The following is a 21830-nucleotide window of genomic DNA, read 5'->3' as shown; positions in this document are numbered from 1 at the left end:
AGACCTGCAAGTCAAAGTAGCCATGACCTATCAACACCTTAGCCAAACTGAACGATATCAGATTTATATCCTCATGAAAGACGGAAAAACCCAAACCCAGATTGCAAAGCTGATGGATAGACATAAGTCGACCATTAGCCGTGAGCTTGCTCGCAATACGGGAGGTAAGGGTTATCGACCTAGGCAAGCCTGTCTCTTGACGCAAGAACGATCCTTAGGCTCTCGCAACGCTACCCAGATTGCTGCTACCGACTGGAGCAAGGCAGTTGATTGCCTCTTAGACAAGTGGAGCCCAGTCCAAATTGCCAATCAAGTAGGCATTAGCCATGAGACGATTTACCGCCATGTCTATGCGGATAAAGCGGCTGGCGGTAGCCTATATCAACAGCTGCGCTGCCAAAAGAAGCGTAAAAAGCGCTATGCCAGCGGTCGGGAACGCAGAGGTCAGATCATCGGCAGAAGGCCCATTAGCGAGCGCCCGGTCCATATTGAGACTCGAGCCCAAGTGGGTCATTGGGAAGGCGATACCATCATTGGAGCCCATCACAAGCAAGCCGTAGTGACCTTAGTAGAACGTAAGAGTGGTTATGCCCTCATCGCCAAAGTCATCAATAAAACTGCTGATTCAGTAGGTAGCGCCATCATTAACAAACTGAGTCCCTTAGCCCCACTGGTCAAAACTATTACTTTTGACAACGGGAAGGAATTTGCAGGACACAGCAAAATTGATGCTGCATTAAATAGCACCACATACTTTGCCGATCCTTTTGCTAGCTGGCAAAGGGGATCGAATGAAAACTTCAATGGACTGCTAAGGCAATACATCCCCAAGAAAAGACAGTTATCAACCGTAACGGATGAGGAGCTTAGAATGATCCAAGATCAATTAAACAACCGACCCAGAAAGCGCTTGGGATTTAAAACACCAAGTGAAGTCTTTATGCAATCTTTAAACCGTGTTGCACTTCGTGTTTGAATCCGCCATGTAAGCGCAACGTGCGCCGACATCAATATTTATAAGGAGCTTCACTTGAACAAAGCAGAACTAATCGCAGCTATTGCTGGCGATGCTGAGATCTCAAAAGCCAAAGCTGAATTTGCATTGAATTCTGCTATTGAGCAAATCATTAAAGCTGTTACTAAAGGCGACTCAGTACAACTGATCGGTTTTGGTACTTTTGCATCTGGTAAGCGCGCTGCGCGTATGGGTCGTAACCCAAAAACTGGCGAGCCACTCAAAATTGCTGCTGCTAAAACTGTTAAGTTTTCTGCTGGTAAAGCATTTAAAGATTCAGTTAACAAGCGTAAGAAGTAATTCTTGCTTTGTCGATGAAAAAGCCCGGCATGCCGGGCTTTTTTGTTTCTAGAAATAGCGCAATAATCTTGCGCATATATTTTGGCCCTATTTTCTAGCTTTGCACCAGCCGTCGATGGCGGTGAATACTCATCAAAATTCCAGCCCCAAACCCCAGCGTCACTAGAGCAGTGCCCCCATAACTAATGAAGGGTAGGGGAACACCTACCACCGGTAGTAGTCCGCTTACCATCCCAATATTGACAAAGGCGTAGGTAAAGAAAATCAGCGTCACTGATGCCCCGAGCAGGCGAGTAAACAAATTGGGCGCGCTTGCGGAAATAGCTAGACCTCTTTTAACAAGTGCAAAGAAAAGTGCTAGCAACACCAAATTACCTAATAGTCCAAACTCTTCAGAGAAAACAGCAAAGACAAAGTCAGTGTGTTTTTCTGGAATAAATTCCAGATGTGCTTGAGTGCCTTGAAACCAACCCTTACCAAAAAAACCACCGGAGCCGATGGCAATCATGGATTGAATCGTATGAAAACCTTTTCCAAGGGGGTCGCTACTCGGATCGAGCAAAGTACATACTCGATGCTTCTGGTAGTTGTGAACGAATGGCCATACAACATCATTGGCGCAAATAGTGTCTCCAAAAATAATGACGAGAATAATTCCAAATACGCCAACACCTATAAATGGCAAAATCCATTTCCAAGGTAAACCAGCCAGAATGATCACGTACATACCCGCAGCAAATACTAAGAGCGCAGTACCCAAGTCAGGTTGACGCGCAATCAGCAATACTGGAATACCGAGAATGATGGCGGCCACTCCATAGTCCCAAGATTTTTGTATGCCCTCACGTTTTTGAAAGTACCAAGCCAGCATGAGTGGCATGGCAATCTTCATTAATTCCGAAGGCTGAATGACGAATCCAATATTGAGCCACCGCCTCGCACCTTTTTTAATCAGGCCAAATACAGCTACCGCAACGAGTAGTGCGATGCCCACTCCATAAATCCAAACTGCAGCCGTCTCTAACCATTTCGGTGGAACCCGAGAGACCAGCCACATCACAACAAAAGAGAGTGCTAGGTTGCGTAGTTCATCTTCAAAGCGAACGGGTGTATTTTGGCTGGCCGATAAAAAGGTAATAAACCCTACAGCCGCCAAGCCAATCAGAATAAGACTTAGCTGGCGATCAAGCCCACTGAAAATACTGAAAAATATTTTCTTTGCTTTGCTTATGGCGCTCTTTTCCATTCAGGAACCTCCTTTGGCCATTTACCCTCAAGATAAAAATCGAGCGCCTTACGCGCAATGGGTGCAGCATGCTGCGCTCCAAATCCAGCATTCTCAACTACCATCGCAATCACAATGGTCGGTTTTTCTGCAGGAGCAAAAGCAATGTATAAAGCATGGTCACGCAAAAACTCTGCAGTAGATCCATGTTTATATTCTTTTGAATTCAAACTAAATACTTGGGCCGTTCCTGTTTTACCGCCGACTTGATATCCGGTGCCTTTAAAAACAGAAGCAGAGGTACCTGAATTATTTACTTCGACCATTGCCTTCTTAATTACCTCAATGTTCTCGGGAACAAGATCAATGCGATAACTTTCTTTGGGCGTGGTTAGAGTGCGATGTCTAGTAAAGGGATCTTCAATCGCCTTTACTAAGTGCGGCTTCATCACAATGCCGTTGTTCGCCATATTGGCCATGGCATGCGCCAACTGCAAAATAGTAAATGCGTTGTAGCCCTGACCAATGCCTAGGGAGATCGTTTCACCCTCGTACCATTTTTGCTGCTCTGGTTTCTTAAAGGTATTTTTTTTCCACTCGGTTGACGGTAGGATGCCTTTTGATTCGCCTTGCAAGTCAATCCCTGTGATTTGTCCAAAGCCAAATGGCTTCATGAAGTCATGCATCATATTCACGCCCATGTCACGTGCCAACGTGTAATAGTAGGTATCGCAGGATTCAACGATAGACTTTTGCATATCGACAATGCCATGCCCACCTTTTTTATCATCGCGAAATGTGTGATTGCCGAAATTAAAATAACCTGGGTCAGAAATCGTTTGTGATGGCGTGCGCTTTTTGGTTTCTAAAGCAGCAAGCGCCATGAACGGTTTATAAGTTGATCCAGGCGGATAGATGCCTTTGAGGGGACGGTTGTAGAGTGGCTTTTGGGGCGAGTCATTCAACTCTTTCCAGGTCACTGAATCAATGCCTTCAACAAAGTCATTGGGATTGAAGTTTGGCTTTGAGACAAAAGCCAGGATGTCACCAGTCTCTGGCTCGATCGCAACAAATGCCCCGCGGAAGTTTCCGTAGAGTTGCTCGACTAAATATTGCAGTTTGATATCTACGGAGAGCACGACATTTTTTCCAGGCACAGACGGCGAGCTAGAAAGTGTACGCACGGGTTTGCCGCCCGCAGTGATTTCTACCTGGTCATAGCCTGGTACGCCGCGGAGAACAGTTTCATAGCTTTGTTCTAAACCAATCTTTCCAACGTATTGAATCCCCGGCAAAAAAGAGGTCTGCAATGCATCGGGATCATCTACTCTGGAGCTCTCAATTTCTGACTGCATACGTTCTTTATCGCGCTGGGAAACTCGCCCGATGTAGCCGATTAAATGGGAGGCTAACTCATTGTAGGGATACTCTCGAAAGCTCCGGGCGCGGATCTCTACCCCAGGGAATCGATAGCGATTAGCCATAAAACGGGCTGTTTCTGCCTCAGTGAGCATCGATCTAAGGGGAAAGATGCCCATTTTTCGAGAATCTTCGAGGGAGCGCTTGAAATTCCGACGATCTCTAGGTGAAATCAGTACGATTTTGGAGAGTTCATCAATCAGCTCATCCACATTGCCTTTGACCTCTTCAGCATTCACATCCAAAGTCAGGGCAGAATAGTTTCTACCAATCACAATGCCGTTACGGTCTATCAGGAGGCCTCGGTTCGCTGGCGCGGGCACCAAGGCTATGCGATTATTTTCAGCGAGGAGTGCATATTTACCGTGACTCACTAGCTGTAGCCACACTAAGCGTGTAATCAATAATAAGAAGCAAAAGGTAACAAACAAAGTCGCAATATAAATGCGCTCTTGAAATGAGTCGAGATCTGGTTTTTTAAATGAAACCATACCGCTCTTTAAATGGGACGGTTGTGATCAACGTCAATTGGGCGACGTTGGGGCGACAGCAAGATGCGCGTTGCCAGGGGCCACAATAATGCTTCGATCAGTGCTTGAATCGCGCCAGTCAATGCCCACCAATAAATTTCCCCACTCAACAACCAATGTGCCAGTACGGGGAATAGTGAAACCAATAAGAAGATTGGTAAAAGGTGGAGTGCTTGCGTCATGACAGATAAAGCAATAATTCGCCGATGCCAAGAGATTGCAAGAAAGGCAACCAATGAGTAGCTAAAGGCATGAAGACCCAATAGGTCAGAGTTGTGAACATCCATCAACAGGCCAAGAGTAAATGCAATGATCACGCCCACATAGCGATGCTGGTGGATATTCCAAAATACAATACAAATAATCAACCAGTCTGGCACCCAGCCGTAATTGCCAATTGGCAAGAGATTCAACAGCAGCGCACAAAACAAGCTGAAATAAATAAATACCGGATTGACCGGGCGCAGAATATAGCCGCTTTGAAAATCAATCATTGCATGCCTCGCGCACGAGTTTGGCGACGACCAGGCGTGTTTGTCAGGGGTGCGCCGGGTTTGCTAGTTGCAGTGGATGCTTTGGCATCCCACTGCGGATCGTAAAGTAGGGCTAAGGCCTGGCGATAGCGATTGACTGGCGCAACCGGTACGCAAAATACATTCGAAGAGTTTTTATCGGCATTGCGTTCAATGCGGCTAATTACTGCAACGGCAAAGCCTGGAGGATAAACTCCGTCAATGCCAGAGGTAATAAGCACATCGCCTACTTCTAGGTCACTAGCTACTGGAAGATAGCGAAGCTCGAGGGGATTGCCGCGCCCCACACCAAAAACCGCTGCCCTCAAGCCGTTGCGGGCTACTTGTACGGGAACTGCGAAATCACGATCCTCTAATAAAGAGACTTCCGCGGAGTGATCGTAAATACGCACCACTTGCCCCAAGATGCCGGAGTCATTGGCGATGGGGTTGCCGAGCTTGAGACCATCACTGCTTCCACGGTTCACCACAATGCGTTGTGAAATCGGGTTGGGTGGATTAAATAAAATTTCAACCGGCAGGGTTTTAAATGAAGTTTGTTTTTGCAAATCCATTAACTGGCGCAAATTTTGATTTTCGACGAGAAGAAACTCAGATTGATTGGCAAGCAAAGAGAGCTCCGCTTGTCGCACTTTCATTTCTTGATTTTCTTTATCGAGTGTTCCGCGTGTTGTGAAATATTCTGATGTAGCTTCATACGCATTACGCGGCATCATCATTGCATACTCAAGTGGACGCAACAACCAGTTGACGTTGTTGCGAATGGGGTCGAGCGCTTTAAAGCGGAAATCGATCAACATCAATGCGACGCTGATCGATAGACAGACAATCAGTTTGACTAAAGCCGGAACGCCTTGTCTGAAAAGAGGAGGAGCGCTATGTTGCAATTCCCTAATCAATACTTAAGTCAATTACTCTTGTGAGAACACGCCACCCAGCTTGTCCATGCGCTCTAAAGCAATACCGCAACCACGAGCGACGCAAGTGAGGGGATCTTCTGCAACATGAATTGGGAGGCCAGTTTCTTCGAGCAGCAAGCGATCGAGGTCACGCAACAATGCGCCACCACCAGTCAGCATCATGCCGCGCTCAGCGATATCGGACGCGAGCTCAGGAGGAATTTGCTCCAGCGCTGCTTTTACTGCGGTCACGATTTGATTCAACGGGTCTGTCAAGGCTTCCAGCACTTCATTGCTTGTCACAGTGAAGCTACGTGGGATACCTTCGGAAAGATTGCGACCCTTTACTTCCATCTCGCGTACTTCTTGACCAGGAAATGCGGAGCCAATAGTCTTCTTGATTAACTCAGCAGTTTGTTCGCCGATCAACATGCCGTAGTTACGACGGATGTAATTTGTGATCGCCTCATCAAACTTATCGCCACCAACACGAACAGAGCCTTTGTACACCATGCCACCCAATGACATCACACCAACTTCGGTTGTACCACCACCGATGTCAACCACCATCGAGCCGGCTGCTTCTGATACTGGCAGACCAGCACCGATCGCTGCGGCCATTGGCTCTTCAATTAAAAATACCTGAGATGCGCCTGCACCTAATGCAGATTCGCGAATCGCACGACGCTCAACTTGGGTGGAGCCACAAGGAACGCAAATGATAATTCGTGGGCTTGGCTTTAACAGCTTGCTCTCGTGAACTAATTTGATGAATTGCTTGAGCATTTGCTCTGTAATCGTGAAATCGGCAATAACACCGTCTTTCATGGGGCGAATCGCCTCAATATTTCCAGGAACACGACCCAACATCGCTTTTGCTTCTTTTCCAACGGCCAAAATGGTTTTTTTGCCATTTGGGCCGCCTTCGGTGCGAATTGCCACAACCGATGGTTCATCAAGCACAATACCTCGTTCACGCATGTAAATTAAGGTGTTAGCGGTACCTAGGTCGATGGCCAGGTCATTAGAAAAGTAGCTGCGGAAAAAACCAAACATGATGTAGTGGGAAAATAAGTAAGTGTTAAAAAATATATATAGGAATGATACTCTAGCGCCCCATGAAACTTAATGATGTCCAGCGCATTGCGCACCTTTCCAGTCTTGAGTTAAGTCAGGCAGAAGCCGAGGCAGTTTTACCCCAATTACAGGCTGTTTTTGCCTTGGTTGAGGAGATGCAGGCTGTCGACACAAGTGGTCTTGCTCCCTTGGCTCACCCCATTCTCTTTTTGCGTGACTTGGCGCAACCTTTGCGCCCAGATGCCGTCACAGAGTCTGACGAGCGCGCCCAGAATATGCAATCTGCCCCTGCTGAGCAGGATGGTTATTTCTTAGTTCCCAGGGTGATTGAATGAGCTGGCACCAAACTCCTATCGCCTTAATGGCTAAAGCATTGGCTGCAAAAGAGGTCTCTAGTACCGAGCTGACCCAATACTTTTTAGATCGTATCGAGGCAGGAAAGCGCTGGAATGCATACCTTGATGTAAGCGCTCACTTAAGCTTAGAGCAATCTTCTAAAGCGGATGCCATATTAGCAGCTGGTCAAGGCGGAAAATTGACAGGCATTCCAGTTGCCCATAAAGACGTCTTTGTGACGCGCGGCTGGAAGTCGACTGCAGCCTCCAAAATGCTCGAGGGTTACCTCAGCCCGTTTGACGCTACCGTGGTGGCCAACCTAGGAATTCCTAGCGAAGAAAATCCAAATGGCGCTGGAATGGTTTGTCTGGGCAAGACCAATATGGACGAGTTCGCCATGGGTTCCTCGAATGAGAATTCAGCCTATGGCCCCGTACTCAATCCTTGGAATTCTGAATATGTAGCCGGCGGTTCCTCAGGCGGTTCAGCAGCTGCCGTAGCAGCGGGATTGGCCCCAATTGCAACTGGTACCGATACCGGGGGCTCAATACGTCAGCCGGCGGCTTTTTGTGGCTTAACTGGCATTAAGCCAAGTTATGGGCGCGTATCCCGTTACGGGATGATTGCCTATGCCTCTTCTTTGGATCAGGCTGGCCCAATAGGTAAAACTGCAGAAGATTGCGCTTTGTTGCTCACAGCCATGTCTTCCCACGATCCTCGTGATTCGACTTCTTTGGCTGATTCAGGGGAAGACTATGGTCGTTACCTCACGCAAGCTTGGAAAGAAGGCAATACCAATGCAGTAAAGCCCCTAGAAGGATTGCGCATTGGGCTGCCAACGGAATTTTTTGCAGAAGGCCTCGCGCAAGAAGTGGCTAATGCTGTCAATACTGCAGCAAAAGCACTGCAAGATTTAGGTGCAGAGCTAGTTGAAGTGAGTCTGCCCAAAACAAAACTGTCTATACCGGTGTATTACGTCTTGGCGCCCGCCGAAGCCTCTAGCAATTTGAGTCGCTTTGATGGTGTGCGCTACGGACATCGCGCCAATGAATATCGCGATTTGTCGGACATGTATAAGAAGTCGCGCACCGAAGGTTTTGGTGCCGAAGTAAAGCGCCGTATTTTGATTGGCACATATGTACTGTGCCATGGTTATTACGATGCCTATTATCTGCAAGCGCAAAAAATTCGTCGCATCATTGCAGCTGACTTTCAGGCTGCATTTGCAAAATGCGATGTGATCTTAGGTCCCGTTGCCCCTGATGTCGCATGGCGACTAGGCGAAAAATCGAAAGATCCTGTGCAGATGTATTTAGAAGATATCTATACGCTCTCTACAAACTTAGCGGGGCTGCCAGCAATGAGCGTTCCCTGTGGTTTTAATACAAGCAATTTGCCGATTGGCATGCAGTTGATTGGTAATTATTTTTCTGAAGCGCGCTTATTGCAAGTGGCACATCAGTATCAGCAAAATAGTGACTGGCATTTGCGTCAAGCAAGCGAGGTGGCATGATGCAATGGGAAGTCGTTATTGGTCTAGAGACCCACGCACAATTACAAACGCAATCAAAAATTTTTAGCGGTGCCAGTACGCGCTTTGGAGCAGGCCCGAATACCCAAGCTTGTGCGGTCGACTTAGCTTTGCCTGGTGTATTGCCTGTGCTCAATCGCCAAGCGGTTGAGCATGCCATCCGTTTTGGATTGGCTGTGGGCGCAAAAATTTCTCCAGCGAGTATTTTTGCTCGAAAGAATTATTTCTATCCTGATTTGCCGAAGGGATATCAGATTAGTCAGATGGAGCTCCCCCTAGTCGTAGGCGGCCATTTAGAAATCTTGGTCGGCGATCAAGTGAAGGTGGTTGAGCTCACACGCGCGCACATGGAAGAGGATGCTGGTAAGTCCGTTCATGAGGAAGGTTTCTTGGGCCCGCATGGTGAAGCATCTAGTGGCATCGATTTAAATCGTGCTGGCACACCATTATTAGAAATTGTGACCGAGCCAGTGATGCGCAGCGCCGCTGAAGCAGTAGCTTATGCAAAAGCATTGCATACCCTTGTAGTCTGGCTTGGAGTGTGTGACGGCAATATGCAAGAGGGTTCTTTCCGTTGCGATGCCAACGTTTCTGTGCGTCCCATGGGGCAAGTGGAATTTGGCACTCGTTGCGAAATCAAGAATTTGAACTCCTTCCGTTTTTTGGAGGAGGCCATTCAATATGAAGTGCGTCGACAAATTGAATTAATTGAAGATGGCGGCACGGTTGTTCAGGAAACCCGTTTGTATGATCCTGATCGTCAGGAAACCCGCAGCATGCGGAGTAAAGAAGATGCAAACGACTACCGCTACTTCCCTGATCCGGATCTGTTACCAGTCGTGATTGACGATGCCTGGATTGCCGCAGTACGCAGTAAAATGCCAGTACTTCCAGCGCAACTTCGTAAACAGTGGCAAAGTGAATTTGGATTAAGTGCTTACGATGCACAATTGCTGACGCAAGATCGAGATACGGCAAAAGTCTTTGAAGCGTTATTGGCTATTGTTGGTAAGTCCTTGGCAAAAGCAGCGGCCAACCTGATTGCGGGAGAGCTTGCATCATCGCTTAATCGTGCGGGCATCGCTACTGCCAACGCCCCTTTAAAAGCGGAACATTTGGCGCCACTACTCACTCGTGTAGCTGACGGCACTATTTCTAACAAGATTGCTAAAGATATCTTTGCAATTTTGTGGGAAGAGGCTGTGGCTGGTAAAACTATCAGCACAGTTGATCAGGTGATTGATGCCAAAGGCTTAAAACAGATTAGCGATAGCGGTGAGCTAGAGACCATGATTGACAAGGTCTTGGCCGCTAACGAGAAGTCTGTTGCAGAGTTCCGCTCTGGCAAAGAAAAAGCGTTTAATGCTTTGGTGGGCCAGATCATGAAGGCGTCGCAAGGTAAGGCCAATCCAGGCCAAGTCAATGAGTTGCTCCATAAAAAGCTGAGTTAATCAAATTTAAACAAGAAAGAAATAGATGAGCGCAATTGATCCCAAGCAAGCCGAACAAGAAGAGTTGGTTGCGGAGTGGTTACGTGTGACCCCAGGTTTCTTTGAGCGTTACGCCAATCTCTTGAATGAAATTCGTTTAAAGCATCCACATGAAGACCGGGCAATCTCATTGCAAGAGCGTCAGATGACTTTATTGCGCACTCAGAATCAGGAGCTCAATCGCCGCTTGAGTGAGATGCTGCACTTTGGTAGCCGCAATGATAAAACTCAGCAAAGCCTAGTGTCCTGGTTATTGCGCTTGATGGGGGCCAATAGCAAGGCGGATGTGGAGTCTGCGGTGACTGCAGGTTTGGCCGAAGTATTTGAGGTTGAGTCAGCACAACTCCTGTCGCCAAACGCTGCGTTTGGTCCATGGATCGACACACCCCTGTGTGGATCGGCTAAAGAGCTGGCCTCTGCCAGTGTGGATTTATTGGCCACCCAAGTCACCATTGATTCTGAATGGCAAAGCATGGTGGCGATTGGTTTGCCATTAGGTAAAAGTATCGGAACCGTTCAGTCACCAGCCGTGCTGCTGCTGGCAAGCAAAGATGAGACCCGTTTTACGGCTGACATGGGCGCCTTTTACTTGCGTCAGATTGCCGAGCTAACCGCTGCAGCTTTGGACCGCATCCAGGCTTATGAGCCAAGCCCTAACTGACCTTCACCCCCTCGTACAGGAATATTTGCATGAGTTGCATGTATTAAGGCAACTCTCACCCCATACGCTCAAAGCGTATCGAATGGATTTGAGTGAGCTCCAAGCTTTTGCATCTGAAGATTCTGTAGAACTCTTGAGGGTAACAAATGCCCATGTGCGTCGCTGGGCGGGACGCCTGCACTCGAAAGGAAAGTCATCTCGCACCATTGCTAGAGCCCTTTCTGCGTGGCGGGGTTGGTATGACTGGTTGACCGAAAAAGATGCGCGTCGTGATGCGCAAGCAGGACGCGCAACGGCAAACCTAGTTGCCAATCCAGTAGATGATGTAAAGGCCCCCAAGCGTTTGAAGTCTTTGCCTAAAGCACTCTCGGTTGAGCAAGCCCTATCTTTAGTAAACCAAGCGGTCAAAGAAGCAGAAGCGAAGCCAGATTTAGAAACGGTGCGTGACGCCGCGATCATCGATTTGCTATATTCCTCCGGCCTGCGCTTATCGGAGCTTCTGGGTATTGATGTGATGCAGAGCAAGGATCGTCAGCACGAATCTGCTGGATGGTTAGATTGGGATGCTGCGGAAGTTACTGTTTTGGGTAAGGGCGGGAAACGTCGCTCCGTACCTGTTGGGGCCCCCGCCATGCAATCCTTGAGAGTCTGGCGCGATGTTCGTGAGGAGGCGACGCTGTCGGGGCAATCTCAGCTTTCAGCCGCCTTATTTATATCGGCCACAGGCGCGCGCTTATCTCCCCGCACCGTTCAGGCGCGCTTACGCACCCTAGCTATGCGGGCGGGACTGCCTACCCATGTTCATCCGCATATGATGCGTCATAGCTTCGCTAGCCATGTTTTGCAGTCTTCTCAGGATCTTCGCGCCGTGCAGGAGATGCTGGGACATGCCAGTATTGCCAGCACCCAGATTTATACCTCCTTAGACTTTCAGCACTTAGCACAGGCATATGACAAAGCGCATCCGAGAGCAAAGGCTGTCAAAGGCTGAGGAACTCGGTAAGATGTCATGTTTCCCATTTGGGGAATGTATTTATAGATTTTGATAGGATCAATGATGGCGTTAATTCCGGTAACAATTCTCACAGGCTTTTTGGGCAGTGGCAAAACGACTTTGCTCAAGCACATCCTGACCGAACAGCACGGCAAAAAAATTGCCGTGATTGAGAACGAGTTCGGCGAAGAGAATATCGATAACGACATCTTGGTTCAAGATAATCAAGAAAACATTGTGCAAATGAGTAATGGTTGTATCTGCTGCACGATTCGCGGTGACTTAGTCGAAGCGCTAAATACGCTTTGGGAGCAACGCAAAGATAAAAAAATCAGCTTTGAACGTGTGGTGATTGAGACAACCGGCGTAGCCAATCCTGGCCCGGTGGCTCAAACCTTCTTTATGGATGATGATGTTGCTGACCATTATGTTTTGGATGCAGTGATCACCTTAGTGGATGCGAAGCATGGCCCGCAACAGCTCAATGAGCATGAAGAGGCGCAGCGTCAGGTGGGTTTTGCTGACCAAATCTTTATTACCAAGACAGATTTAGTAACACCCGCTGAAGTAGATGCCTTGCGGAATCGCTTAATGCACATGAACCCCCGCGCACCGATTCAGGGGATTTCTAAAGGAGTGGTGCCTTTAGATGCAGTTTTAGATCTCAAAGGCTTCAATTTGAACGCCAAGCTCGATATCGACCCTCACTTTTTAGGGCAAGATGATCATGACCACGCCACTTGCGGACATGATCATGGGCATGACGATCATGATCATAGTACCTGTGGCCACGACCACAGTCACGATCACCATGGCCATGCAGGCCATACCGATCGCATCCAATCCTTTGTTTTTCGTAGTGATAAACCCTTTGACCATAAAAAATTAGAGGACTTCTTAGGCGGTATTTTGGAGGTCTTTGGAGAGAAGATGTTGCGTTACAAGGGCGTTCTCTATGTGAAGGGTAGCAACCGAAAAGTCGTGTTCCAGGGCGTCCATCAGATGATGGGCAGTGATTTAGCTGGTTTATGGGGTGCAGAGCCGAAGCAAACCCGCATGGTGTTTATAGGCATCGATTTGCCTAAGGATACCCTGCTGGCTGGGCTTGATGGCTGCTTGGCCTAGGAAATTTAAAGTACAATCCGCCGCCACAGTCAATATTGATAAATATTGGCAAAGGGTAGCAAAACTTTGGCAGAATGAAGCAATAATGGTTCAACCCATGGAAAGAATGAAATGACGGTAAAAACACCAACGAAATCTACGGCTACGGCAAAAACAAGTAGCAAGGCTGTAAAGGGTGAGCCTTTAACAGAAGCTGAATTGCTCAAGATGTCTGAAAAGGACTATATGAGTGCGGCTCAGTTAGATTTTTTCCGTCAGAAGCTCTTGACCCTAAAGAATGACATTTTGAAGAATGCTTCGCAGACGACAGAGCATCTTCGCGAAAATATTTTAGTTCCCGATCCGGCTGACCGCGCAACCATTGAAGAGGAGCACGCTCTTGAGTTACGCACCCGTGATCGCGAGCGCAAGTTGTTGAAAAAAGTAGAGCAGGCCTTAGCCCGCACTGAGTCTGGCGATTATGGCTGGTGTGAAGAAACTGGTGAGCCGATTGGTCTAAATCGTTTAATTGCCCGCCCAACAGCCAATTTATCTCTTGAGGCTCAAGAGCGTCGTGAACTTCGTCAAAAGTTGTTTGGCGATTAATTGACTAGACCGAATATAAAAGCAGCAATGACTAAGCAATCACCATCTATTAGCGAAATCCCTCCTTTATTAAAGGCGGAGATTTTGGCTGAGGCTTTGCCTTACATCCGCGCGTATCACGGTAAAACTATTGTGATTAAGTACGGCGGAAACGCCATGGTGGAAGAGCGCTTGAAGGAAAGTTTTGCACGCGACGTTATCTTGCTGAAGCTCGTCGGCATGAACCCTGTAGTAGTACACGGTGGTGGCCCACAAATTGATGAAGCTTTAAAGAAGATTGGCAAAGCCGGCACCTTTATTCAGGGCATGCGAGTGACCGACGAAGAAACCATGGAAGTAGTTGAGTGGGTTCTAGGTGGCGAAGTGCAACAAGACATCGTGATGTTAATCAACCACTTTGGCGGTCAGGCAGTTGGCTTAACTGGTAAAGATGGTGGCTTGATTCGCGCGAAGAAGATGTTGGTTCCAGATCAACAGCATGCTGGGGCCATGATAGATCTAGGCTTTGTTGGCGAGATTGAGGCCATTAATCCTGCGGTCGTAAAAGCATTGCAGGATGACGCGTTTATTCCCGTGATCTCTCCAATTGGCTTTAGCGAAGAAGGTCAGGCTTACAACATCAATGCCGATTTAGTGGCCGGTAAGATGGCAGAAATCTTGCATGCAGAGAAATTGGTCATGATGACGAATATCCCTGGTGTGATGGATAAAAACGGCACACTGTTAACTGACCTTACGGCTCGTGAGATTGATGGTTTGTTTGCTGATGGCACGATTTCTGGCGGCATGCTGCCGAAGATTTCTTCCGCATTAGATGCAGCAAAGAGTGGCGTGAATTCAGTTCATATTATTGATGGAAGAATTGAGCACTCCTTACTGTTGGAGATTTTGACCGAGCAGGCATTTGGAACGATGATTCGCTCGCGTTAAGGGACTAAATAAGAGATATAACCATGCGCGATTCTTTAGACCCCACTGCATCAGACATCGAAGCTTCAATTGCTGATGAGGGTAAAACGCGTAAACGCCCTCGCCCTGGAGAGCGTCGCCTTCAGATTCTGCAGGTGTTGGCAGAGATGCTACAAAATCCGAAGGCCGAGCGCGTAACCACTGCAGCCTTGGCGGCAAAAATTCAAGTTTCAGAAGCGGCGCTCTATCGACACTTCGCCAGTAAGGCGCAGATGTTTGAAGGTTTAATCTCTTTTATTGAGCAAACTGTTTTTGGTCTAATTAATCAAATTAATCAAAAAGAAGAGTCTGGGCTTGCACAAGCGCGCGGTATTTTGCAGATGCTCTTGTTCTTCGCTGAAAAGAATCCGGGTATGACCCGCGTACTCTTGGGTGATGCTTTGTTGCAAGAGGATGACCGTCTGCAAGAGCGTATTACCCAAGTGCTTGATCGTGTGGAGGCATCACTGAAACAAGCCTTACGCATTGCTCAAACGCAAGGTGGCTCTTGGGCAAGTGTAGGTCAAGATGAGGTCAGTATTCGCGCGGCAATGTTGATGAGCTACGTATTAGGCCGCTGGCATCGTTTTGCTCGTAGCGGCTTTAAGAAGCTTCCAACTGAGGCGTCTGATATTAGTCTTCGCATTCTTCTATCCGAATGAGCGAGCTACACCTCTCTAGAAACACTATCCACTTTGCCGAGCCCTTGCCTTTGCAAAGTGGCGCCATCTTATCTGGCTACGATCTAGTTATTGAAACTTACGGCAAACTGAATGCTGACAAAAGTAACGCTGTATTGGTCTGCCATGCATTAAATGCATCGCACCATGTTGCCGGTCCTAACCCCGATGATGCAAGCGATATTGGTTGGTGGGACAACATGATTGGGCCGGGTAAGCCAGTAGATACGGATCACTTTTTTGTCGTCGGCGTAAACAACTTAGGCTCTTGTTTTGGATCCACAGGGCCCATGAGTATTAATCCCGCCAGTGGCAAGCCTTACGGTGCAGATTTTCCAGTCATTACAGTGGAAGATTGGGTGAACACTCAGGCGCGCTTAGCGGACAAGTTAGGCATTCGTCGTTTTGCTGCGGTAATGGGCGGAAGCTTGGGTGGTATGCAAGCCTTGGCTTGGGCAATCCAGTTCCCAAAGCGCTTAGCGCATTGCTTAGTCATTGCATCCACACCAAAACTCAGTGCACAGAACATTGCTTTTAATGAAGTGGCGCGCAACGCTATTTTGTCTGACCCGGATTTTCATGGTGGCAACTACTATGAACATGGTGTAGTGCCGAAGCGAGGCCTCAGGTTGGCGCGTATGGTGGGGCATATTACCTACCTGTCAGATGACGATATGGCTGAAAAATTTGGGCGCGAGCTACAAAGACCGAATGGCGAATCTAATGATTACCGCTTCAGCTTTGATGTGGAGTTTGAGGTCGAAAGTTATTTGCGTCATCAAGGAGATAAATTCTCCACTTACTTTGATGCCAATACCTACTTGCTCATTACGAGAGCGCTAGATTATTTTGATCCTTCACGTCGTTATGAAGGCAGTCTGAATCGCGCCCTTGCTGAGGTACAAGCCAAGTTCTTGGTCGTGAGCTTCTCTACCGATTGGCGCTTCCCGCCAAACCGCAGTCGCGAGATTGTGGCCTCTTTGCTCAGCAATAAGAGTGAAGTCAGTTATGCGGAAATAGATGCGCCTCATGGACATGATGCTTTCTTGTTGGATGATCCTCGTTATCACAACCTGATCCATGCTTACTTTGAACAAATGCTAGAGGTCAAATCATGAAGCGCGCAGATTTTGCTGCGATAGCCAATTGGATCGCCCCCAATAGCGAGGTGCTTGATCTCGGTTGTGGTGATGGCAGTTTCTTGGAGTATTTGCAAAAACAGAAACCAGTACATGCATATGGTGTTGAGATTGATGATGCTCGCGTGCTCTCTTGCGTCCAAAAAGGTTTGAATGTCATTCAGCAAAACTTGGAGGGTGGCTTAGCATTGTTTGAGAACAATAGCTTTGACACCGTGGTGCTCTCACAAACTTTGCAAACTATTCATGAAACTGAAAAGATCTTGCGTGAAGTGGTGCGCGTCGGAAAAGAGTCTATTGTCTCTTTCCCTAACTTTGGCCATTGGTCACATCGCTTGGCGGTTGGCTTTGGTCGTATGCCTGTTTCTAAGAGCTTGCCATATCAGTGGTACAACACGCCCAATGTCCGCGTACTCACCGTAGCCGATTTTGAGAAGCTGGCTTCAAGCCTAGGATTAAAAGTTTTAGATCAATGCATCTTGCATGAAGGGCGGCAGGTTACTTTGATGCCCAATCTTTTTGGAAGTCTAGCGCTGTTCCGCGTTCGACGTGCTTAGTACCGCTCAGTCCTGGCTGAAAGATTTTCGGGTTTATCTCGAATGGCCTTGCCTTCGAATGCTCTTCCTGGGCTTCTCTGCGGGCCTACCTCTGCTACTGATTTTAGGAACACTTAGCTTTTGGCTGAGAGAGGCGGGCATTGATCGTAGTACCATTGGTTATCTCACTTGGGTTGGCTTGATCTATGCCTTTAAATGGATGTGGGCCCCTTTGGTTGATCGACTTTCTATTCCCGTATTGTCAAAATTTTTCGGTAGAAGGCGCAGCTGGCTAATCTTTGCTCAGATGCTGATCATTCTTGGTCTAGTGGGCATGGCTAGTATTGATCCCAAAGTTCAGCTCACGCCGATTGTGTGGTGCGCACTTCTCGTCGCGTTTGGTTCTGCAACCCAAGATATCGCTTTAGACGCTTTTCGTATTGAGTCGGCAGATAGTGATCATCAAGCGGCTTTGGCAGCCACTTATCAAACTGGTTATCGACTGGCTTTAATTTGGTCGGGAGCCGGCGTTCTTTGGTTGGCGGCCCGCGCTGAGGCTGGTAATACTGGTTATGACGCAAGCGCCTGGCAATTTGCTTATCTCTGTATGGCGCTTTCGATTAGTGTCGGCGTGATCACTACTTTATTTAGCAAAGAGCCAGTGCGTATTGAGTTGGAAAAAGCGCGCAATGCTAAAGCTTGGTTGCATCAAACCTTGATTGAACCATTTGCGGATTTTATTAAGCGCTATGGCTGGCATGCCGCTCTGATTTTGTCTCTGATTGCAATTTACCGAATTAGTGATGTGGTGATGGGCATTATGGCCAATCCTTTTTATGTAGATATGGGCTATACCAAGGATGAGGTGGCCGCTGTCAGCAAAGTATTTGGTGTAGTCATGACTTTAGTGGGAGCCTTTTTGGGCGGGGTGCTGACTTTGCGCTTTGGAGTCATGCGGATCTTATTCTTGGGTGCAATCTTGTCTGCCGTGAGTAATTTGTTATTTGCTTGGCTAGCTACCCAGGGCCATGATTTGCATGGATTGGTGTGGGTCATCTCCGCTGACAATCTGAGTTCCGGAATTGCAACAGCGGCTTTTATTGCATTCTTATCAGCCTTGACTAATATCCAGTATTCCGCGACGCAGTACGCATTATTTAGTTCGATGATGCTCTTGTTGCCAAAGTGGTTGGCTGGCTTCTCGGGAGTCTTTGTTGATTCTTTCGGATACCAAAACTTCTTCATCATCACTGCTGTTATTGGCGCACCAGTGTTAATTCTGATTTGGCTGGCCATTCACTTTAAGGTAGTTGAATTCAAAAAGCACGACTCACAAGTTTCTAAATAGCCCAGTTGTAATCCACTGTGAGTGGCGCATGATCTGAGAAGCGCTCGTCTTTGTAGACCGCAGTATTTTTGGCGCTAGCAGCAATCCCCGGTGTGGTGATGTGATAGTCGATGCGCCAACCCACATTCTTTGCATAAGCCTGGCCACGATTGCTCCACCAGGTATAACAATCGTCAGTGGCTTCTGGCTCTAATGCTCGATAGACATCTACATAGCCTACTCGCTCAAATAGATTGCTTAGCCACGCACGCTCTTCTGGTAAAAATCCTGAATTCTTAAGATTGCCTTTCCAGTTCTTGAGGTCGATTTCATTATGGGCAATATTGATGTCGCCACACAGCACAATTTCGCGCCCCGACTTTTTCAGCTCCACCAGGTGCGGCAAGAAAGAATCCAAATAGCGATATTTGGCCTCTTGCCTTTCAGGCGAGCTTGAGCCTGAGGGCATATATACCGAGATTACTGACAGCTTTTTAAACCGAGCCTCTACATAGCGTCCCTCAGCATCAAATTCTGGATTACCGTAGCCGTAGAGCACTACATCGGGCTTGTGGGGGGTATAGATTCCACAACCGCTATAGCCTTTTTTCTCGGCATGATGAAAAAAGCCGTGCAAGCCATCGGGATTGAGGATGGCGTCTTCGAGATCATCTTGTTGGGCTTTGAGCTCTTGCATACAAACAAAGTCGGCTTTTTGTTTGGTCACCCATGGTAAAAAGCCTTTTTTGACCGCAGAGCGGATACCGTTGAGGTTGGCAGAAATGATGCGTAACATATAGGCCTATGAGCTCAAAAAATTCTAATCAAGATAACTTTATTCAATTTGCCTTGGAGGCAAATGTTTTGTCGTTTGGGGAGTTTAAAACCAAAGCGGGGCGTCTTTCTCCTTATTTCTTTAATGCGGGTGGATTTAATGACGGCGCCCGTTTAAGTGCCTTGGGCCGTTATTACGCCAAAGCTTTGCAGGAATCTGGCATTGAGTACGACATGCTCTATGGGCCAGCATATAAGGGCATTACCTTGGCCGCCGCTACGGCGATCGCTTTGGCAGATGCCGGACGTAATGTGCCTTATGCCTACAACCGCAAAGAAGCCAAAGACCACGGCGAGGGCGGCTCTTTGGTTGGCGCCCCAGTCAAAGGAAAAGTAGTCATCATTGATGATGTGATTTCTGCTGGAACTTCAGTCAGAGAGTCTGTTGAATTAATTCGCGCTGCCGGCGCTGAACCCGCCGCCGTATTAATTGCCTTAGATCGCATGGAGAGGTCGGGTACCGCAATAGATATTGGTGAGAAGTCAGCGGTACAAGCGGTTGAACAGGAATTTGGGCTTCCAGTAGTGGCGATTGCGAACTTAGCTGATGTAATGGCTTTCTTAAAGGCATCGAGCAATACCGAGCTCACGGATTATTTGCCTGCTGTGAAAGCTTACCGCGAGAAGTACGGAATTTAATCTTAAGAGTGAAACTGCTGTAACTGCCCTTTAGATGCTTGCTTCACCTTCAAACACAGTAACGGCTGGGCCAGTCATGATGACTGGTTGAGCGACTTCATTAATTATTCCGCCCCAGGCAATTTGCAAATCACCACCTCGGGTATGTACCTTGACGGGTGAGTCAAGCAAGCCACGACGAATGCCAGACACCACTGCAGCACATGCGCCAGTGCCGCAAGCCAAGGTCTCACCAGCGCCACGCTCAAATACGCGTAGCTTAATTTGATTGCGATTTAAAACTTGCATGTAGCCCGCGTTGACCTTTTTAGGAAACGCGGCATGCTTCTCGATTGACGGACCCTCTTCTAATACGGGCGCACTATCCACATCCCCAACTACTTGGACGGCGTGCGGATTACCCATGGAGACCACGCCAATCCAACTGTCGTGAGTTGCTGGAGTATTAAGCGGAAGTGCATAAAGCATTTCATGAAACTCTTGTTTGTTCGGGAGGTCTTTTGCATTAAAAGGAATTTGGCTGTGCTCAAAAATAGGTGCGCCCATATCTACTTCTACTTGCCCATCTTCATGAGATTTGAGGGTAAGAACGGTATGCGCCACTTCAACACGCAAAGGATTTTTGGCGGATAAACCTTGGTCGAGCACAAAGCGCACAAAGCAACGTGAACCATTGCCGCATTGCTCCACTTCACCACCGTCAGCATTGAAAATTCGGTAACGAAAATCGGCGTCAGGATGCGTTGCTTTTTCGACCAACAAGATTTGATCGGCACCAATACCAAGCTGACGATGAGCTAGTTTTTGCCATTGCTCTCGAGTCATGTCGCTGAGATCTTGATCAATACCATTGAGCACAATGAAATCATTGCCAGCACCATGCATTTTGGTGAAGCGCAGTTTGCGTGTGGGTTTGCTTAAATTCGTGCTCAAAAGAATTCCAATTAGTTGTATAGGCTGGGCTCGCTAGACGGCAGATGTTTAAAGCGTTTATGTACCCAATAGTACCCTGCCGGCTTTTCTCGGACAAGCTCTTCGATGTATTTATTCATGCGCACTAATAATGCAAATATAGCCTTTGTGTTCAAGACTTAGAGCGGTGGTAACTCTGCTCCGCTTGGATGTTTATAGCGGTTGTACGCCCAGATGAATTGGTTAGGCGCAACTAAGATCGCATCTTCAATGGCGATATTGAGTTCAGTTGCTGCGATGGTGGAATCCTCAGAAAGCGATCCCAATCTCTTGGCCTGCATGAGCCAGCCTTTGCCAAGCCCTTTGCGTTTAGCGGTAAACATCACAACTGGCGTGTTGTTCCGGTTCGCTAGCCGTGCGGGTAGTGGCGTTGTATAAGCCGGGCGTCCGAAAAACGGCACCCATACGCCTTCACCGCCGCTAGGCACCTGATCGGGAAGAATGCCAATGGCCTCTCCGCGCGTCAGGGCGCGTGTCATTTGGCGAACGCCATTGAGGTTCGTTGGTACGAAATGCATATTGGGATAGGCGCGACCAGTTTCAACTACTTCATTGAGCCATTCTTGCCGTGAGGGGCGATAGAGGATAGTTGCTGGAAAGTGCTGCGCTAATACGCGGGGAATAATTTCAAAGCCGCCCAAATGTGGGGTGAGCATTACGAGTCCATGGCCTTCGTTAATCGCTGACTCCACCAAGTCCCAGTCTTGAACTTCAACTAGCTCTAAAGCTTTTTGAGGGTTACGCCAGATCCAGAGGCTGTCAGATAAGAGTTGGCCTGAGGCTGCTGTCGCACGCCAAATTTGCCGGGGTAAATGATGGCTGCTCACTACCGCCTCATATTGAGGGCGAAAAAGTGATCGATATTGCTTGGAGCCTACATAAGCCAAGACCCCTAAAGCCGCCCCAATGACTTGAGCCAGGAATAGGGGTAATACAGCAATTACATTGAGGGTTAGCTTGAGTAGTAGTTTGCGCACCCCCTCATGATATTCAATGCGGGCGGTAGGGCCAAATTTCTCATAAGGCTTGATGGAT

22 protein-coding genes and 1 pseudogene are annotated in these 21830 nt (G+C 47.9%); 15 read left to right on the top strand and 8 right to left on the bottom strand.

Going from position 1 to position 21830, the window contains the following annotated elements:
• The first annotated feature begins 22 nt into the window (after positions 1–22).
• Together CBI30_RS01575 and CBI30_RS01570 are read left to right on the top strand one after the other, a co-directional pair.
• On the top strand, positions 23–976 hold the full coding sequence (locus tag CBI30_RS01575) for an IS30 family transposase (protein WP_088526585.1): 954 nt from the start codon (positions 23–25) through the stop codon (positions 974–976).
• Positions 977–1030: 54 nt separating this feature from the next.
• Positions 1031–1315, top strand: coding sequence for an HU family DNA-binding protein (locus CBI30_RS01570; protein WP_088526584.1), 285 nt, complete (start codon positions 1031–1033; stop codon positions 1313–1315).
• A gap of 94 nt (positions 1316–1409) precedes the next feature.
• Here the strand turns inward: CBI30_RS01570 and rodA are convergent, their stop codons facing one another.
• Genes rodA through CBI30_RS01545 form a run of 5 tightly spaced genes read right to left on the bottom strand, consistent with a single transcriptional unit; the run spans position 1410 to position 6977 of the window.
• Positions 1410–2561, bottom strand: a complete 1152-nt coding sequence (gene rodA, locus CBI30_RS01565) for a rod shape-determining protein RodA (protein ID WP_088526583.1) — start codon at positions 2559–2561, stop codon at positions 1410–1412.
• Positions 2543–4450, bottom strand: a complete 1908-nt coding sequence (gene mrdA, locus CBI30_RS01560) for a penicillin-binding protein 2 (protein ID WP_088526582.1) — start codon at positions 4448–4450, stop codon at positions 2543–2545. Before mrdA ends, rodA begins: the two co-directional genes overlap by 19 nt.
• An 8-nt stretch (positions 4451–4458) precedes the next feature.
• Entirely contained in the window at positions 4459–4983 is a 525-nt protein-coding gene (gene mreD / locus CBI30_RS01555; protein WP_088526581.1) for a rod shape-determining protein MreD, read from the bottom strand.
• A complete protein-coding gene (gene mreC, locus CBI30_RS01550; RefSeq protein ID WP_088526767.1) occupies positions 4980–5909 on the bottom strand; it encodes a rod shape-determining protein MreC in 930 nt (309 codons plus the stop codon). The genes mreD and mreC overlap by 4 nt, the downstream gene beginning before the upstream one ends.
• Before the next feature lie 24 nt (positions 5910–5933).
• Complete coding sequence (locus tag CBI30_RS01545; RefSeq protein ID WP_088526580.1) at positions 5934–6977, bottom strand: rod shape-determining protein; 1044 nt, start codon at positions 6975–6977, stop codon at positions 5934–5936.
• A 62-nt stretch (positions 6978–7039) separates the two neighbouring features.
• On the opposite strand from CBI30_RS01545, the gene gatC reads away from it, so the two are divergent.
• The 12 genes from gatC to CBI30_RS01485 all read left to right on the top strand — a co-directional run bounded on the left by gatC (position 7040) and on the right by CBI30_RS01485 (position 18371).
• Positions 7040–7333 carry an Asp-tRNA(Asn)/Glu-tRNA(Gln) amidotransferase subunit GatC gene (gene gatC / locus CBI30_RS01540; protein ID WP_088526579.1) on the top strand — a complete coding sequence of 98 codons (294 nt, stop codon included), beginning with the start codon at positions 7040–7042 and terminating at the stop codon, positions 7331–7333.
• A complete protein-coding gene (gene gatA, locus CBI30_RS01535; RefSeq protein WP_088526578.1) occupies positions 7330–8847 on the top strand; it encodes an Asp-tRNA(Asn)/Glu-tRNA(Gln) amidotransferase subunit GatA in 1518 nt (505 codons plus the stop codon). The genes gatC and gatA overlap by 4 nt, the downstream gene beginning before the upstream one ends.
• On the top strand, positions 8847–10316 hold the full coding sequence (gatB, locus tag CBI30_RS01530) for an Asp-tRNA(Asn)/Glu-tRNA(Gln) amidotransferase subunit GatB (protein WP_088526766.1): 1470 nt from the start codon (positions 8847–8849) through the stop codon (positions 10314–10316). The genes gatA and gatB overlap by 1 nt, the downstream gene beginning before the upstream one ends.
• A gap of 25 nt (positions 10317–10341) precedes the next feature.
• On the top strand, positions 10342–11016 hold the full coding sequence (locus CBI30_RS01525; protein ID WP_088526577.1) for a DUF484 family protein: 675 nt from the start codon (positions 10342–10344) through the stop codon (positions 11014–11016).
• Entirely contained in the window at positions 10997–12007 is a 1011-nt protein-coding gene (locus CBI30_RS01520; RefSeq protein WP_088526576.1) for a tyrosine recombinase XerC, read from the top strand. The genes CBI30_RS01525 and CBI30_RS01520 overlap by 20 nt, the downstream gene beginning before the upstream one ends.
• A 63-nt stretch (positions 12008–12070) precedes the next feature.
• Positions 12071–13135 carry a CobW family GTP-binding protein gene (locus CBI30_RS01515; RefSeq protein ID WP_206075517.1) on the top strand — a complete coding sequence of 355 codons (1065 nt, stop codon included), beginning with the start codon at positions 12071–12073 and terminating at the stop codon, positions 13133–13135.
• A gap of 207 nt (positions 13136–13342) precedes the next feature.
• A complete protein-coding gene (dksA, locus tag CBI30_RS01510) occupies positions 13343–13720 on the top strand; it encodes an RNA polymerase-binding protein DksA (protein WP_206075532.1) in 378 nt (125 codons plus the stop codon).
• 27 nt (positions 13721–13747) lie between these two features.
• The gene (gene argB / locus CBI30_RS01505; RefSeq protein WP_088526573.1) at positions 13748–14650 is read left to right on the top strand and encodes an acetylglutamate kinase; all 903 of its coding nucleotides are present in this window, start codon (positions 13748–13750) and stop codon (positions 14648–14650) included.
• 23 nt (positions 14651–14673) lie between these two features.
• The gene (slmA, locus tag CBI30_RS01500) at positions 14674–15330 is read left to right on the top strand and encodes a nucleoid occlusion factor SlmA (protein WP_088526572.1); all 657 of its coding nucleotides are present in this window, start codon (positions 14674–14676) and stop codon (positions 15328–15330) included.
• Positions 15327–16466 (top strand): homoserine O-succinyltransferase MetX, encoded by a 1140-nt coding sequence (metX, locus tag CBI30_RS01495; protein WP_088526571.1) that lies wholly within the window; start codon positions 15327–15329, stop codon positions 16464–16466. Before slmA ends, metX begins: the two co-directional genes overlap by 4 nt.
• Positions 16463–17044, top strand: a complete 582-nt coding sequence (metW, locus tag CBI30_RS01490) for a methionine biosynthesis protein MetW (protein WP_088526570.1) — start codon at positions 16463–16465, stop codon at positions 17042–17044. The genes metX and metW overlap by 4 nt, the downstream gene beginning before the upstream one ends.
• Positions 17037–18371, top strand: a complete 1335-nt coding sequence (locus CBI30_RS01485) for an AmpG family muropeptide MFS transporter (protein ID WP_240553463.1) — start codon at positions 17037–17039, stop codon at positions 18369–18371. The genes metW and CBI30_RS01485 overlap by 8 nt, the downstream gene beginning before the upstream one ends.
• Here CBI30_RS01485 and CBI30_RS01480 read toward each other — a convergent pair.
• A complete protein-coding gene (locus CBI30_RS01480) occupies positions 18364–19146 on the bottom strand; it encodes an exodeoxyribonuclease III (RefSeq protein ID WP_088526568.1) in 783 nt (260 codons plus the stop codon). The two genes, CBI30_RS01485 and CBI30_RS01480, sit on opposite strands and share 8 nt — an antisense overlap.
• Positions 19147–19154: 8 nt before the next feature.
• Here CBI30_RS01480 and pyrE point away from each other — a divergent pair, with 8 nt between their 5' ends.
• Positions 19155–19823, top strand: coding sequence for an orotate phosphoribosyltransferase (gene pyrE, locus CBI30_RS01475; RefSeq protein WP_088526567.1), 669 nt, complete (start codon positions 19155–19157; stop codon positions 19821–19823).
• A gap of 30 nt (positions 19824–19853) precedes the next feature.
• Here pyrE and dapF read toward each other — a convergent pair whose 3' ends face one another.
• Together dapF and CBI30_RS01465 are read right to left on the bottom strand one after the other, a co-directional pair.
• On the bottom strand, positions 19854–20708 hold the full coding sequence (dapF, locus tag CBI30_RS01470) for a diaminopimelate epimerase (protein WP_206075531.1): 855 nt from the start codon (positions 20706–20708) through the stop codon (positions 19854–19856).
• Positions 20709–20767: 59 nt separating this feature from the next.
• Positions 20768–21772: pseudogene (locus tag CBI30_RS01465) on the bottom strand (lysophospholipid acyltransferase family protein).
• Positions 21773–21830 lie beyond the last annotated feature (58 nt).

Source organism: Polynucleobacter aenigmaticus (assembly GCF_002206635.1).
GTDB classification, from domain to species: domain Bacteria; phylum Pseudomonadota; class Gammaproteobacteria; order Burkholderiales; family Burkholderiaceae; genus Polynucleobacter; species Polynucleobacter aenigmaticus.
This window is presented reverse-complemented; position numbering and strand designations above follow the sequence as displayed.